This window comes from Pseudalkalibacillus hwajinpoensis (assembly GCF_039851965.1).
GTDB classification, from domain to species: domain Bacteria; phylum Bacillota; class Bacilli; order Bacillales; family Guptibacillaceae; genus Guptibacillus; species Guptibacillus hwajinpoensis_E.
Genome location: NZ_CP156674.1, coordinates 1003844 through 1019466 on the forward strand (window position 1 = coordinate 1003844; position 15623 = coordinate 1019466).

At 38.5% G+C, this 15623-nt stretch carries 14 protein-coding genes and 2 pseudogenes; 5 read left to right on the top strand and 11 right to left on the bottom strand.

Annotation, left to right across the window (positions count from 1 at the left end):
- Window positions 1–64: 64 nt before the first annotated feature.
- The 6 genes from ABFG93_RS05115 to ABFG93_RS05140 form a co-directional block, all read right to left on the bottom strand.
- Window positions 65–1141, bottom strand: coding sequence for an alanine/ornithine racemase family PLP-dependent enzyme (locus tag ABFG93_RS05115; protein WP_347551193.1), 1077 nt, complete (start codon window positions 1139–1141; stop codon window positions 65–67).
- The gene (locus ABFG93_RS05120; protein ID WP_347551195.1) at window positions 1138–2223 is read right to left on the bottom strand and encodes a DUF1611 domain-containing protein; all 1086 of its coding nucleotides are present in this window, start codon (window positions 2221–2223) and stop codon (window positions 1138–1140) included. The genes ABFG93_RS05115 and ABFG93_RS05120 overlap by 4 nt, the downstream gene beginning before the upstream one ends.
- A gap of 590 nt (window positions 2224–2813) precedes the next feature.
- A complete protein-coding gene (locus tag ABFG93_RS05125; protein WP_347551197.1) occupies window positions 2814–3266 on the bottom strand; it encodes an SgcJ/EcaC family oxidoreductase in 453 nt (150 codons plus the stop codon).
- A gap of 96 nt (window positions 3267–3362) precedes the next feature.
- Window positions 3363–4022 (bottom strand): DUF421 domain-containing protein, encoded by a 660-nt coding sequence (locus ABFG93_RS05130; RefSeq protein WP_347551199.1) that lies wholly within the window; start codon window positions 4020–4022, stop codon window positions 3363–3365.
- Between the two features lie 129 nt (window positions 4023–4151).
- Window positions 4152–5264, bottom strand: coding sequence for an FtsW/RodA/SpoVE family cell cycle protein (locus ABFG93_RS05135; RefSeq protein ID WP_347551201.1), 1113 nt, complete (start codon window positions 5262–5264; stop codon window positions 4152–4154).
- Between the two features lie 43 nt (window positions 5265–5307).
- Window positions 5308–7272: a peptidoglycan D,D-transpeptidase FtsI family protein gene (locus ABFG93_RS05140; protein ID WP_347551203.1), complete on the bottom strand. Its 1965-nt coding sequence runs from the start codon at window positions 7270–7272 to the stop codon at window positions 5308–5310.
- Window positions 7273–7534: 262 nt separating this feature from the next.
- Between ABFG93_RS05140 and ABFG93_RS05145 the strand changes: the two genes are divergently transcribed.
- Window positions 7535–7696: a hypothetical protein gene (locus ABFG93_RS05145; RefSeq protein WP_347551205.1), complete on the top strand. Its 162-nt coding sequence runs from the start codon at window positions 7535–7537 to the stop codon at window positions 7694–7696.
- Between the two features lie 46 nt (window positions 7697–7742).
- Here the strand turns inward: ABFG93_RS05145 and ABFG93_RS05150 are convergent, their stop codons facing one another.
- The 5 genes and pseudogenes from ABFG93_RS05150 to ABFG93_RS05170 all read right to left on the bottom strand — a co-directional run.
- Window positions 7743–8531, bottom strand: a complete 789-nt coding sequence (locus ABFG93_RS05150; RefSeq protein WP_347551207.1) for a serine/threonine protein kinase — start codon at window positions 8529–8531, stop codon at window positions 7743–7745.
- A 142-nt stretch (window positions 8532–8673) separates the two neighbouring features.
- The gene (locus tag ABFG93_RS05155) at window positions 8674–9957 is read right to left on the bottom strand and encodes a hemolysin family protein (RefSeq protein WP_347551209.1); all 1284 of its coding nucleotides are present in this window, start codon (window positions 9955–9957) and stop codon (window positions 8674–8676) included.
- A gap of 68 nt (window positions 9958–10025) precedes the next feature.
- Window positions 10026–10454, bottom strand: a complete 429-nt coding sequence (locus ABFG93_RS05160) for a MerR family transcriptional regulator (protein ID WP_347551210.1) — start codon at window positions 10452–10454, stop codon at window positions 10026–10028.
- A gap of 167 nt (window positions 10455–10621) precedes the next feature.
- Window positions 10622–10906 (bottom strand): annotated as a pseudogene (locus tag ABFG93_RS05165) (arsenate reductase); the annotation flags it as partial.
- A gap of 97 nt (window positions 10907–11003) precedes the next feature.
- Window positions 11004–11612 (bottom strand): annotated as a pseudogene (locus ABFG93_RS05170) (ArsB/NhaD family transporter); the annotation flags it as partial.
- A 251-nt stretch (window positions 11613–11863) separates the two neighbouring features.
- Here ABFG93_RS05170 and ABFG93_RS05175 point away from each other — a divergent pair.
- The 4 genes from ABFG93_RS05175 to mprF all read left to right on the top strand — a co-directional run bounded on the left by ABFG93_RS05175 (window position 11864) and on the right by mprF (window position 15551).
- The gene (locus ABFG93_RS05175) at window positions 11864–12193 is read left to right on the top strand and encodes an ArsR/SmtB family transcription factor (RefSeq protein WP_347551212.1); all 330 of its coding nucleotides are present in this window, start codon (window positions 11864–11866) and stop codon (window positions 12191–12193) included.
- A gap of 47 nt (window positions 12194–12240) precedes the next feature.
- Window positions 12241–12687 carry an ArsI/CadI family heavy metal resistance metalloenzyme gene (locus ABFG93_RS05180; RefSeq protein WP_347551214.1) on the top strand — a complete coding sequence of 149 codons (447 nt, stop codon included), beginning with the start codon at window positions 12241–12243 and terminating at the stop codon, window positions 12685–12687.
- Window positions 12668–12856 (top strand): hypothetical protein, encoded by a 189-nt coding sequence (locus ABFG93_RS05185; protein WP_347551216.1) that lies wholly within the window; start codon window positions 12668–12670, stop codon window positions 12854–12856. Before ABFG93_RS05180 ends, ABFG93_RS05185 begins: the two co-directional genes overlap by 20 nt.
- A 160-nt stretch (window positions 12857–13016) precedes the next feature.
- On the top strand, window positions 13017–15551 hold the full coding sequence (gene mprF, locus ABFG93_RS05190; protein WP_347551218.1) for a bifunctional lysylphosphatidylglycerol flippase/synthetase MprF: 2535 nt from the start codon (window positions 13017–13019) through the stop codon (window positions 15549–15551).
- The last annotated feature ends 72 nt before the right edge of the window (window positions 15552–15623 follow it).

Sequence of the window (15623 nt, forward strand, 5' to 3'; positions counted from 1 at the left end):
ATTTCAAAAGCCGCTCAGGAGTAAATGCTCCTGAGCGGCTTTTATGAAGATGCTAAGTTTCTATTTAAATCATATAACTGTATTTTTTATATACGTAAGGAGACGTCATGATGGAAAGAAGTGCACCATAGTTCAAATTGAAAGTGACTTCATCACCAACTCTCAAGTTACTATCTCTAGCATTAATCACAGTATGATCACTGCTTGCCCCAAGAATTTCAATATCCAGTAGCGGCGTTAAACCTGCTACTAATACGTCTTGATTCCCCACACCAACTATCACGCGATTCATAAGTCCGCGATCTTGAAACTGTGGAACCTCTCCAAAAGCATTCTGTCCTATATCTCCGTATGGCATCGAAGGTTTTACTTTTGCCTCAATAACTTCTGACACAAAAGTAAATGCGTCCGTATACAACTCTGGAATCACCAATCGATTTAACGTTTCTCGACCCAAATAAATCGATTCTCCCAAACGTAAATTATTTACCTTCCCAACATCTGCAGCACCCATACACCACTGATAATTGGCTGAATTCCCGCCTGATACGAATGTAAGTGGAAAAGAAAATTTTGTTTCAATCATTGAAGCAAGTAAAGATAAATCGTTCATTTTCTGATTGTCTGGTTTGACGCCTCCAAAACAGGCGAAATTCACACCAATCCCTACGATTTCAACCCCCTGCAATGTCAAAACCTCTTGAATAAAAGAGTCAAGGTTTACAGGCATGATCCCTTCTCTTAAATCACCCATCTCGATCATAAGGATAATCTTCTGCACAAGATCTCTTATTAAAGCCGCTTCAGATAATTTTGTAATAACAGCAAGTTCAGTATTGATGCTTATGTCGGCATATTTAATGACCAAATCAACTTCACTCAAGGCGGGTGATCTCAAATACACAAAATTCGCCTTAATACCTGCTTCCCGCATTCGTTTAAGGTTTATCAGTTTTGAATCTGCGAGCGTAGGAATTCCCTGGTCTAAGAGGACCTGAGCAATTTCAGGTGCTCCGCAAACCGTCTTCGTAACTCCCATTAACCCGATATTTTTAGCTCCATAAATGCCGACTAACGTTGATGCGTTATGGGCAATTTTTGCAAGATTTATTTCAATGCGCGGAGCATGTGATGTGGTCAATGAGTGGTAACAGTCTGTTTGCTTTTTAAGGCCGGGTAGGCTTCAAAGATACTTGATACTAATTTATCACAACCAAATTTAAGGGCATCCGTTGTAGGGAGTGTAAGATCTTTTTCATATTTTGAAATTGTCTGATCAAGTTCCTCATCAGACATATTTTCGTGATTAATCGTGACAGCAATGACCTTCGAATTCGCAAAGCTTTCGATCAGATCAATCTCACTTTTGATCGTCGGCATTTTCATATAGCTAAAATCACCAAGATGTTCCCGCTTTGGCGCATGCTGTACAATAACGGCACCTGGTCTCGACCCTCTTATAATTCCACATGAACTAATATATGCGGGGTGACTTAAGGCTCCCTGTCCTTCAACGATTATGACATCTGGTTTTTCATTTGCCCACGCTTTCATGATCTGGTTCTCAATTTCACCTGTCATAAATTGAGAGGGAATTGCATCAATGGCAACACCGTATTTTGCCCCCTGGATCAACCCTGTCTGACCTGTTGCAATAAAGGCGACATTTAACCCCTGCTTGATTAAGGCATCTTCAAGCAAAACAGATGTTGTTCGTTTTCCGATGGCGCTATCTGTACCAAGTACCGCTATGATCGGCGTATCAATCGTTAGAATTCGACCTGAAAACAGATGCATGTCTTTCTTTTCCGGAGGCTTCCTAACGTCGTTTATCGTGACATTAAACTTCTTAGAAAGCTCTACAAATTCTTGATCATTTGTAAAAAATTCGTGAAGAGGATTAACGATATTCATCCCCTGTTCCATTGCATTAAAAAGAAGATTTCTTTCATCTTTTTTCAAAAATGCCTCAGATGGCGCTATTCCGTATATAAACTGATCAGGCACCCTTTGTAACAATTCCAATGCATGATGAAGATCCTTGAAGATCGGAATACCATTTTCCTTTCCAAATAGAAATTCACCGGCATCCATCCCAGCCTTCGTACTGTCAATAACCCCAACGATTTCAAAGTTCCTTGAGCTTCTTACCAGCCCATTGGCTGTCTTTCCATCCATTGTTCCAAATTTATCTTCACAATACACGATTGCACTTTCTTTCATAAGGCTATTCCTCCCAAATCTAGTTTTACTGCAGTCAATCCGCGTAAAAGAGATTCTACATGTCGGCCAAGATAACTTGACCATATAGAAAAGCCTGTAAGTGAAATTTTCAAAAAATAAAAAACATTCACACGCAGATGCAATTATAGCACATGAAATTAGGATAAATTTTATTGACGTAGTTTTTTCGAAGTTTGTAATATAAAAAAACACTTGTAATAAAGTGTTTTTTGAATTGTTATCATTATATTAGAATATGTTTTTGATTGTTTGAAAATGGATGCTTATCTTCGAAAATTTAAAAGTGTGTTGCTAAAATTGGCATTCTGTTCAAATAAATTCCAGCTTTTTCGGAATACTTATTTAGGACATTATTTTTTAAAAGGGATTTACCAAAGGCAAATCCTTATCTGAGGATTATTGTTTCAAATCATCGCTTAATCATTGAAAATCATTAATTAAAGTTTAAATTTATTTTATGTAATAAAAGATCAGGTGCTGAAATGCAGCTTTGTCATATACCATTTGATGATTATGTTTCTAAAACCAGATCTGCTTTCTCAAAAAATAAGGCCGATTATTCGGCCCCATTATCGATTCATCCATTCTCTCAATTCATTTGTCATTTGTTCAACCAATTCTGGCCTTCCGTGAAATTGTGCGGGTGTATTTTGAAACAATTCAATTTTCCACCCTTCTGCATGCTTGACAGCGATTAGCGTGTGGTGAGTATTCACCTCTGGTTTAATGTCAGATTCACCCGGCGGGATCATCCCCGCAATTGCTCTAAGGATAGCCACATCTTTACCTATGAAGCGAACATCCTTTACTTTTGATAGATAAGGAGCTGTCGGATGATTTTTGAAAATCGGACTTAAGTGAGCTAGGATTTCCCGTGGACCAACTGAGTGACTTCCATCAAATCCGATTATTTCTCCATCCTCTGTAAACAAACGAGCCATCCCTTCTGCATTACGATCATTCCAGGCACCTATAAGTAGCTCGTAAACACCATTGACCAATTTCATTTTCTCTGCTTCCATAATTCTCCCCCATTTCAATTTCTTATATAACTATACCTGTTTTTTATGTAAGGCAACACCCATTCGAACCACTAAAGCAACTCGTACAAGGCTCAATCAGCACCTTTTATTGATGTTTAACTTCTTCGTTTTCTCATTCACATAAGCATAAATAATGTCCTTAACTTGAACATGATTCGCTTCAAGTTGATCCATTAACCATTCCCTCGTTTTCCCTAGCAGTTCAAGATTTTTCAATTGAACTTTCCCATCAATCACAACCGAGATCGGCAATCCTTCGTCATCTATGGATATCTCTAAATGCTGTACCGTGACAGGAGTATTCCCAACTTTTGGGATCACACTAACTTCTCCAATTGGCTCAAGCATGGCATAATCAATATCAGCAATTTTAGGATAACCTTTACTTCTTAAAATGGAGAGAAGCTGTGCGACTGATAATCTGGATTTTTCAATATTGTCTTCCACAATTTCACCGTGCTTCACAAGAATCGTTGGTTCTCCGAGAAAGAAATGGTTTCCCATTTGCCATAGCGTTAACTTAGAAAATAGAATATGCAGCGTTACAAGAATCACTAAGGCATAAATCGTTGGCCAAAATTCTGTACTAATTAAAGGCTCAGATGCTACAGTGCCAACGATGATAATAGCGACTAAATCATAGGGTGTCATCTGGACGATTGTTGACTTTCCCATTAACCTCATAATCGCAATTGTAACGAGATATAGCGTTAAAATCTTTATAGGTAAAATCATGCCTTATCCCCACAATCTTTTTAACTCATTATCTCCTTTTGCTCATATGCCTATCCGTAAAGTAATTTTCAGAGCGAGACGGCATAATAATCCGTCTTCTTTATTGAGCAAATTTTTATTTCTTCAGCCTCAATCACCTGCTTTTCTTATGTTATGAAACATAGATACATTCAAAAGAATTCCCATCCCAAGCATGACTGTTAATAAAGATGACCCACCATAGCTAATAAAAGGAAATGGAATCCCTGTCGTGGGAAGTAAGCCTGTGACAACCCCAAGGTTTACTGATGCCTGAATGCCAATAAGCGATGAAATGCCTATCGCTAACAGACTGCCAAAGCTGTCTTTCATGCGGATACCAAGCAACAATCCCCGATAAACCAGATAGAAAAGCGTGCCGATAATGAGCAGAAGTCCGAAAAAGCCCAGTTCTTCGGCTACGATGGCCATAATAAAGTCAGTATGCGCCTCAGGTAGATAACCCATTTTTTGCGCACTCATTCCAAATCCCCTGCCCCAGATGCCCCCGGAAGCAATCGCTACATAAGAGTTTATGACTTGATAGCCGGCCTCTGGATTTTTAAAAGGATTATAAGCAGCACCAAACCTGGAAAGCTGTTCAGCGCTTAAGAAAAATTTAGAAAATAAGCCAGCCATACCAACTAGACTCATCAGGAATAAGATGTTCTTCCAGCTCGTTCCTGAGCAAATAGTTATCAACCCAGCCAAACATAGAATAATGACAGCTGTTCCAAGGTCAGGTTGAAGAAGGACTAGCAACACGATAAGACATACAAACATCAGAGGTGGAATGATTGCTCTGGTAAAACTCGAAATATACCTCTGTTTCTTTGAAAACACGGACGAGAGGTAAATAATAATAGTAATTTTTGCTATTTCCGAAGGCTGAAATTCTAGCCCAAACACATTGATCCATGATTGAGCATTGTTCGTTACTTCCCCATATAATAAAACAAAACTTAACAGAACTATAGTTGCGATCATAACGTATTTAAGCAATATCTTATAAAGTTTGTATGGCAACATCATCGTGACCAATAATGCTACAAGGCCAATTGCGACAGATAGCAGCTGGCGTTGAAAGAAATAGTTTGCTGGGACTTCATACCTTAACGCAGCATAATAACTTGCACTATAAATCATAAGCAATCCAACAATGAGCAATACACTCATTGCCACAATCATTGTGTAATCATAATGGCGAAACATACGTTTAATCAAATCAATTACTCCTACATGACAAAATTCATTTCAGTAATGGTTATTATTTCTCCTCTTTCATTTGAAAGTAAGCATCTAATAGATCTCGCCCAATGTGCTTATTAATACTTCCTTCTTTCTCCACTCCCGGCACAATAACCGCAAACGCCACTTCCGGGTTATTATAAGGAGCATAACCGACAAGCGAGAGATTATATTGTCCATCTCCTACCTCTGCCGTTCCAGTTTTCCCAGCAGGTACATAAGAGGTATCTTCAAAATAATCTGTAGCTGTACCTTGATCCCCATTCATCACAAGGTATAGCCCTCGCTGGACTCGTTCGATCTCACCCTCTGTCACCGAGAGTCGGTTGAGTACGGTAGGCACATTCTGATAAAGCACACTGCTTGAGAGTTTATCCTTTTTAGTTGACTCATGGACTCGCTTCAATAAATGGGGTTCTAAACGCTTGCCATCATTCGCAATTGTCGAGATATATTGAACCATTTGAAGCGGTGTATACGTATCAAATTGACCGATCATTAAATCCATGAGATTCCCAAGACGCTTAACACCGCCATTATAGCCATTGGACTCACTCGGTAGGTCGATGCCAGTTTTAACCCCTAAACCAAACTGTTCAAAATTCTTACGGATCGTATCATATGCTTCCCGATCCCATGGAATACCAGCCTTATTCGGCTCATATTCATAGCCCGCAAGTTCCATTGCCGTTTTGAACATATACACATTCGATGAACGTTCCAGGGCTTCTAGATCATCAATCAAACCCATATTGACGTAAGAAGACTTTTCAGGTGTGGCCGGGATTAGGACAGGCTCATCATAGAAACGGGAGCCCGGCTGAATAACATCCTCATTCATCCCAGTTAATACGGAAGCCCCCTTAACAGCTGATCCCATTTCATAAGCGTTGTATACATTACCGTATGCCTGATTGATATAGTTGCCATCCTGCTGTTTTTGCCCTGCCATTGCTAGAATTTCACCCGTATTCGGATCCATCATAACGGCATAGGCTGATGTTGCTCCTATATCGGAATTTTGAAGTTGCCTTTTCAATATCTCATTTGCTTTTTCTTGCAATGCAATGTCAATTGATAAGACGAGATCATTTCCTCTTTCCCCTGGAATCAATTCAGGTGATGATGCATCGTCAGTTGAAAATATTTTTTTACTCTTAATCCCTTTTAACCAGGGTTCATACTCTTCTTCTAGAAAACTGGTCCCTACCTTATCCGTCGCTTCATATCCCATTGACTCATACTCTGATAATTTTTCTTTAGCGATTGGTCCTGTGTTTCCTAGAATATCCCGAAATGTATCTTCATAGGGGTAAGTTCGCTCTGCCAGAACCTTTACATGTATGCCTGGTAAGGAACCAAGGTGTTCACTAACTCGAGCAATTTCATCGTTCGTTAAGTCTTTCTTGATGACGACAGAAGAATAGAAATATCCGGACAACATTTGGTTTTTAATTGCGACGATTTCTTTTTCTTTTGACGAAAGTTGATTTAGCTGCTCATCCGTTAGTCGTTTCAACTTAAGGCTTTGAATTTCCTCTTCACTTAATCTCTCTTTTTCATCTGCTGTGATTAATGCATTTGCCTCTTTCGTATTGGTTTGCAACCAGTATTTCTTAAGTTCTTCCTTCGTTAAATCCTCCACATCTACTTCAATATAGTTCGCCAATTCTTTTGCTGTTTCTAATAACTCATTTTGAGCAATTGAATTATCTCGAGTATACGTAAGCGCATATTGAGGCTGATTTCCAACAATCAAGTTCTCGTTTCGATCATACATCTTCCCGCGTGGAACTGTGGATTCCGTGACTTTCACTTCAGTTTCTGTAGCCTTATTCTCGTATTCCTCGCCATTTACGATCTGTATGCTTCCAATCCTTAATATAAGAATAGAAAACAAGAAAAAGACGCAAAAAAACATCATATTTAATCGAAACGCAGTTACTTTCTTATGACTACCCTTTGTATTTTTTGATTTTTTCAAAACGACCTTCCCCTTTAATCCCATCTTTATAAGACCCTTAACCAAACCTTAACATGAATCAATTTCGATTACATAAATGACTTAAACTTTTCATAATTGTTACAAACATGTAAATCCGGTTACACCGGGAAATGGAACTTGATTGCCATCACTTTGTAAAATTAGTGAATCTTCATACCCTGTGATAAGCTATAGTGAATCTAGTCTATCTTTCTGCTTGAATGCATGGACACTATTTGAGACTGAAAGGAGGCCAAGGATCATGTTTAAAAAGATATTAAAAAGAGTAGAAAAACAAATCAAAAAATCCAGCGGTAGTAGCCACAAAAGGAAGCACTATAAAAAAAGCAGCTCAAGCGGGCGTAAGCATTCGCCTTATGGAGGCAGTCATCGTTATAAACGGAAAGGCTCAAGTAGTAGCTAACAACAAAACCAGCACCTGATCAATTGATCGGGTGCTGGTTTTGTTATTAAGCATGGTGCTCAATTAGTATTTTATGAAGTTGATCACGTACCTGGTATATACTCTCAAATGCGGGTTCAATCTGCAGAAGTCGCTTTATCAACTGTTCCGTTGAGTAATGAATGGTCAGTTCTTCTGTCCATGGACTGTCGTTTCTACTAATTTGATCGTAAGAGGAGTAGAGCAGAAAGAGTAGAAAATCCCCAAGATCGTATAAATCCTTTTGAATGAGCTCGAGCACCTCCTGATCTGACTTATTTTTCATTGAGACCGCTAATCCAAAATCAATCACATAAAGCTGAGTGTTTTTCACCATCACATTCGGTATTCGTATATCACCATGACTAACCTTTTGCGTATGTAAATAAGCAATTATATCAACCAAATAATCAAGAAACTCAAGGGATTCCAGTTCATTGAATCGATAGTGTTTATCGAAAAGTAGATCTTCAAGGTTAATACCCTCAATGTAGTCCATCACTAAGAACTGATTATTCTTAAAATGGAATGCATCACGTAGCTTAGGGATTCCATCGTGCTCTAAAGAAGCAAGCATCTCTGCCTCAATTTGATAGGATGAAGAAGTTTCTCTGTTTTTGAGTTTACTTGGGCGCATTTGTTTTAATACACACATACCTCTAGTTTGCTTGTTTTCACAGAGATAGGTAATTCCGTAACTCCCCATTCCAATGACACGTATAACTTCATACTGGTTGCCAATAAGAAATTGCGGTGAGTAGGGACGGTCGACGAAAAATTGATAAAGATGTTTGATTCGCCTTCTCCAGTTATCCATAACTTCCCCCATAAGAAGGAGCAGCCATTAGTATCAGCTGCTCTTATTGATTCATTATGTGATATTTAAAAGTTTTGATCTCAACCCTTAATGGGCAGTAAAACCCCCTCTGATGGAAGTTTCACTTGATGGATTCTCAATACTAGACTCTTACCATCACATCTTCAAGAGTTTGATCCTTGGCAAGCACTTCCACCTGTATTTTTCTCACACGACGCTCTTCAACCTGCTCGACGATTATTTTAAGATTTTCATAATGAAAGGAATCCCCGTTGGTAGGAACCGTCCCGAGGCTTTCAATCACCCATCCACCTAACGTGTGATAAGAACTATCAGGGGTGGTGGCATTCATTAAATCAAAGAAATCATCTAGCTGATATTGAGCATCAAAACGATAATTGCTATCAGAGATTTGTGACATGGTACTGAATTTCTCATCTTGTTCATCCCAGATTTCCCCGACAATCTCTTCTAGTACGTCTTCTAATGTCACTAATCCCGAAGTACCACCGAATTCATCCAGGACGATCGCCATATGGACCTTTTCCTTTTGTAATTTTGGTAACAGCGTGGAAATCTTCATTGACTCTACCACAAACAACGGTTCTCTAATTAGCTCTTTAATATCAACCTTTTGATACTTTATCAAGTGTGTAAAAAATTCTTTCTCCGTTAATATCCCAATAATATTATCAATACTATCTTGATACACAGGTATTCTTGAGAATCTCTCTTCAAAGAATATCTCTTTAATTTCTTCAACTGATTGATCGATATCAATCGCCACTACATCAATTCGCGGTGTCAATACCTCGCCTGCAAGCGTATCATCGAAATCCATCGAGCGATGAATGAGATCTCTTTCTTCTTTATCGATTACGCCCTCTTCTTCACTAATGTCTAACATGACCTTTAATTCTTCTTCTGTAACTGATGGTAGTGTACTGTTTTTCGCAAAAAGACTTGATACCAATACCTTCAATTTAACAAAAAAGAAATTAACGGGTGCAAGCAGTTTGATTAAAACATATAACACAGTAGCGATCATTAATGAATAAGACTCTGCATGTTCCTTTGCTAACGATTTAGGAAGTATTTCACCAAAGATCAAGATTAATATAGTCATGACAACCGTGCTAATAACCAGGCCGGTGTTTCCGCCAAATAAATCAGTGGCTAAGGCAGCTGAAATACTAGCAGCAGCAATATTGACTATATTGTTTCCGATGAGAATCGTTGATAATGCTTTATCAAAGTTGTCGGCAATGGCTAAAGCTCTTTTACTTCCACGTCTTCCTTCATCTGCAAAATTTCTCAGCCTAATCTTGTTGACACTTGAATATGCGGTTTCAGCTGATGAAAAAAAAGCAGATAAAAGAATTAAGGAACCTAATAAAAGAATCGAATCCAGTGGTATGTCATTCAAAAAATTTCACTCTCCTGAGTTATTGTTTATAGTTACCTATTATAATTGCATTTTTGATCCTGGACAGATCAAGTCGAGTAAAGAAGTAACGATTGAATAAGTGCTACAGTCTGAGGCGAAAGATTTTTCTTAATCTTCATCTGGGTTGCTTCGTCTAATTTCTCAACGCTTGCGTGAATGTCCTTCAATTCAGCCCCCAAATACTCCATTTTATCCATTACTTGTTTCACCTGATTACTGATCATTTCTGTATCAACCTGGCTAGACTTCTTTACCACTAGCCGTTGCTGTATTTGTTTTAAAGTCATTTGCATTTCTTTACATTGTTCAATGAATTTAATATCCTCAATTGCATCTTTCCCATAGAAGCGATAATTCGTATCGGATCGCTCACACTGCAATAAACCCATTTTTGTATAATAATCAATTGTGCGTTTCGATACATGACTTACTTCAGCTAACTCGCCTATTCTTAACAACACCCCAAGATCAATCACCTCATACTCATTCTAAGTTAAAATGTGTAAACTGTACAGTATAACGTTATGCTTTCTATTTCCTTTTTATACGGTTAGTAGCTCCGTTCATTCTGTTTCATTCCATTCAAAAAAGCCGAGAATCATCTCGGCTTTCATCGCACAAATTATTTACCTTCAGCAGCAACCTCTGTTCCTTCCGCTTTAGCCGGGTCGTCAAATCCCCAGTGGTCGCGTTTCACATGTGGTGGTGTCATTGGGCATTTATCATTCGCATCCCCGCAAAGTGTTACAACGAAATCAGCGTTGTTTAATAGCTCAGAATCAATCACATCTGACGTTTGATTTGTAATGTCAATTTCGACTTCGTTCATCGCTTTAACCGCATTTGGATTCAATCCATGAGCTTCAATTCCAGCAGAATGAACATCATACTGATCACCAAGGTATTTTTTTCCCAATCCTTCAGCCATCTGGCTTCGGCAAGAGTTTCCAGTACACAGGAAATAGATAACGGGTTTTTTTTGACATGATGTAAAACTCCTTTTTGTGTTGGTTTTAGGTGAAACGTTACGAAATAATTAATAACCAGATATACAATCCTGTAAGGGTAATAAATAGCGTTGGAATCGTTAAGATAATTCCTACTTTAAAATAATAACCCCAGGAAATTTTCACACCTTTTAGTGAAAGAACATGCAGCCATAATAGCGTCGCAAGTGAACCAATTGGTGTGATTTTCGGACCAAGGTCTGATCCAATGATGTTGGCATAGATCAGCGCTTCACGAATTGTACCTGACGTATTAGTTGCTTCAATGGCCAGTGCATCAATCATAACTGTTGGCATATTGTTCATAATGGATGAAAGAATTGCTGCAATAAAGCCCATGGAAATCGTAGCGACAAACAGCCCCTGCTCTGCAGCTCCTTGAACGACATCAGAAAGAACATCTGTTAGCCCTACATTCCGAAGACCATAAACGACCACGTACATCCCAATTGAGAAGAACACAATTGCCCATGGCGCTCCCTTGATCACTTTTTTCGTTTCCACCGCATCGCTACGTCTTGCCATGAGTAAGAAGAGAATAGCGACAACACCAGCAATGATCGAAACAGGAATATGAATCCATTCGCTAATAATGTAGCCAATCAGAAGAACGCCGAGCACAGCCCACTATAAAAATAAGTAGAAGGAGGATTCAGTACGTCTTGCCGTAGTTTCACGACTAACACAACTCATATTAAAACCCGCTGGCTACTTGTTATAGACGTTTTAACTATCCTTGTTTCTTATAACCGTTCCTAAACATCAAAATTATAAAGAAGTTATTAATCAAAGTGTTTTGATGAAACGATTGCATTTTTTTAATTTCTCACATATACTATGATTAATCAAAATAATTTGATGAAAAGAAGGTGAATCCAATGGCTCTCGATCTTCCATTGTTTGACCAACAACTCGAGCAAACATTTAAAGCATATGAAAAGAAGTTTAAAGCCCTCTCAGATCATAAAAGACTTCACATTATGTATGAACTCACACAAGCTGGAGAACTTTGTGTTTGTGACCTTACCGACAAACTAACCTTATCTCAATCCAAGCTTTCGTATCACCTAAAAATCTTAATGGATGCTAATTTAATTACAAAGGAAACCCGCGGTACATGGAGTTATTACAAATTGAATCAGAAAGAAGTTAATCACTTATTATCTGAAGAGCTCTGTTGCATGTTCCGTACGAATGATTGCTGTTAATTTTTTTAACTAATACATCAAAAAAAATTGATTAAGGAGTGGTTCACATGATGAGAACACATATCGGTCTTAACGTTACTGATTTAACTGCTTCTATTGCATTTTACTCTAAGGTTTTCAACGGTCAACCAGTCAAAGTGAAAAACGATTATGCAAAATTCTTACCCGAGCAATTAGCATTAAACTTCACGTTGAATGCTAAGAATGAGGTCAAAGGCAACCAGGTCAGTCACTTTGGGGTTCAGGTCGACAGTCTTGAGGAAGTATTGAGACATAAGGACCGACTTGAAAAGCTTGGCTTCTTCGCAAGAGAAGAAATGAACACCAATTGTTGTTATGCTATGCAGGATAAATTTTGGCTTACCGATCCTGATGGAAACGAATGGGAATTCTTCTATACTAAACAGGATGTTGAGAACTCACCAGATAAAAATAGTCCGTGCTGCTCTACAAAAAATGAAGGAGCTGAAGATCATGAATCACTCTCTCTTTGAAGCGATGGTGAACGATCATAGACGAAAGGTAGAACATGTGAACCTTCATGCCTGGAAATATGAAACTGGAAACGCTAACATCACAAGTCATATTAGAACGTTAAAGCATCGTTTGGTTTCAAAAGTTACAACAACGAACTCAAACTCCTGTTGTGCGACATGCTGTTAAATAAAGCGACCTCATGAGGTCGCTTTATTTAATGTTGAGCATACTCTTTCCATAAAACCATCTGATAGATTTATTATTTATCGAATGTTCTCTCCAATAATATTGTAAAATCTAATAAGGGGGTCAGACACGTGCCTGACCCCCCTGTTAGGAGATGATTATGAAAACGATTATTGAACAATATGTTTTTCAATATTTGAAAATCTTTTTGCCGGTTATTCTTTTTGCGCTGGCGGCGATTGGGATTAATGATTTTATGGGTGACATTGATGTTAGCATGCTCCGCAATGAAGTCGGTCAGTTTAATGTTGTTAAGCTGCTCATTGTGCTCGTAATCACGATGGGTGCGGTTAGCCCGATGTTCTTGTATGACTCAATCATCTTAAAAATATTACAAAGAGCCTTTCCAGCAAAACAACTAATCAAGCAGTCGTTTATTGTCAATTCTTTCTCAAATCTTTTAGGATCTGGTGGTTTAATCAGTGGGGTGCTAAGAAAGTACTTCTATAAAGCGTATGAACGTGATAAGCGGAGATTATCTAAAACAATCACCAACGTTTCTTTCTTTTATCTGACAGGGATTTCACTCCTTGCTCTGATTACACTGGCAGCTTACAGACATACACCTCTTTTAGTGAATATTTCATGGCTTTATGTGACTGTAACAGCGGTAGGTCTTTATTTTCCCGTTCTCTTGCTGGTTTTCTTTATTAAAAACCACAAAAACTCTACTCGCTCTATTAATTTGCAAACCAGGTTCCAGCTTATTGTTGTCTCTTTACTTGAATGGACATCCGCTTTTCTTGCTATCTGGTTACTCTCCCTAGTATTAGAGGTTAACATTTCCTTTAACGACCTCTTGCCCATTTTTATTGTGGCTTCATGTGCAGGAATTGTCAGTATGATCCCAGGCGGTCTTGGTTCATTTGACCTTGTCTTTATTTGGGGAACACAGTATGCAGGTATTGAGGATGAGAAAGTCCTTTTCCTGCTAATTTTATATCGGATCGGCTATCTGTTCTTCCCTTTCTTATTAGCTACGATCTTATTCATAAGAGATTATTGGGAAAAGTGGAATGCATCCTGGGATAACTTACCGATGGCGCTGATTCAGAGATTCAGCCACGTTTTATTAACCGTATTAGTATTTGCGTCAGGGCTGATTTTACTTTTATCTGCCGCCTTGCCTGGAATAATAGACAGGTTAAAAGTTCTTGAGCACGTTCTTACAACTCCTGTTATGGCAAATTTATCTCACCAGCTTTCTGTTGCGGCTGGTTTCGCCTTGCTCGGGTTATCGAGAGGGATTGAATATAAAGTAAAGCGGGCTTATCTAATAACCATTGTCGTCTTGTTTTCTGCAGCATTCTTCACATTTTCCAAAGGAATTGACTATGAGGAAGCCATCTTTTTACTGATCGTTGCCTTTATCCTTGGAATGTCAAAGTCTCGCTTCTACCGAGAAAGCTATGTAGTAACGTGGAGTAAGATGTTCTTTGATGGAATATTAATCTTACTCATAACATTCATGTACGTGTTGATTGGCTATTTAAGTCTACCTTCAACAAAGGGCACAATACCATCACGGGTCATGCCTTACATTATTACCGATTATCATAATTTGTTCTATAGTGCATTCATTGGTTTAATGATCGCCTTACTTGTTTTTGCAATTGGGTATTTCGTTGTGAAACCAAATAAATGGGTGATGGAATCTTCAAGGAATCAAGAGGAAAAGATTCTAGATCACCTCATGACATATGGAGGAAATACCTTAACACACTTAATTTTTTTACATGATAAATATGTGTTCTGGAATTCCAAAAGCAATGTTCTATTTTGTTTTCAAAAATCAGCAGATAAGCTCGTAGTTCTTGGAGATCCCATCGGTGAGAAAGAAGAGTTCCCTCTTGCCATAGAAGAGTTTCAGCAAATGGCAGATCTTCACGGATATTCGCCAGTTTTCTATGAAGTTAGTAACACCTTGCTTCCAACCCTTCATGAAAACGGCTTTGGCTTTTTTAAGCTTGGTGAGGAGGCATTTGTTGTCTTGGATCGCTTCACCCTTTCCGGAAAGAAAATGAAAGGGTTAAGAGCAGTTAAAAATAAATTTGAACGCGAGAATTTTCTTTTTGAAATCGTAAAACCACCCCATAGTGATGAGCTGCTAAATAAATTAAAGGAAGTATCAGACGAATGGCTTCATGGAAGAAAAGAAAAAGGGTATTCGTTAGGTTTCTTTGATGAAGATTACCTGAATAAGTCAGAGATTTCCATTATGAAAGAAAACGGTACAGATATTATCGCTTTTACAAGTCTGATGCCAGTCTATGATCAGAATGAGACAGTTTCTGTCGATTTAATGCGTTTCAAACAATGTGCCCCGTCTGGAACAATGGACTTTATTTTTCTCTCCTTATTCGAATGGGCGAAAGAAGAAGGCTATACGAACTTTAATTTAGGAATGGCCCCACTTTCTAACGTAGGGCGATCCAAATTTTCTTTTTTAAGTGAACGAATTGCTTCCCAAATTTTCCTCCACGGTCACGTTTTCTATCATTTCCAGGGCCTAAGGAAATTCAAAGGGAAATATGCTCATACCTGGGAACAGAAATACCTGGCGTATCGAAAAAAATCCTCACTGCCGTTTACAATGGCACAGGTTTCGCTTTTGATTGGAAGGAAAAGAAAATGAAAGGTAGGAGGGGGTCAGACACGTGTCTGACCCCCTTATATGGCCTTATGTATCTTCAAATATCAACTAGAT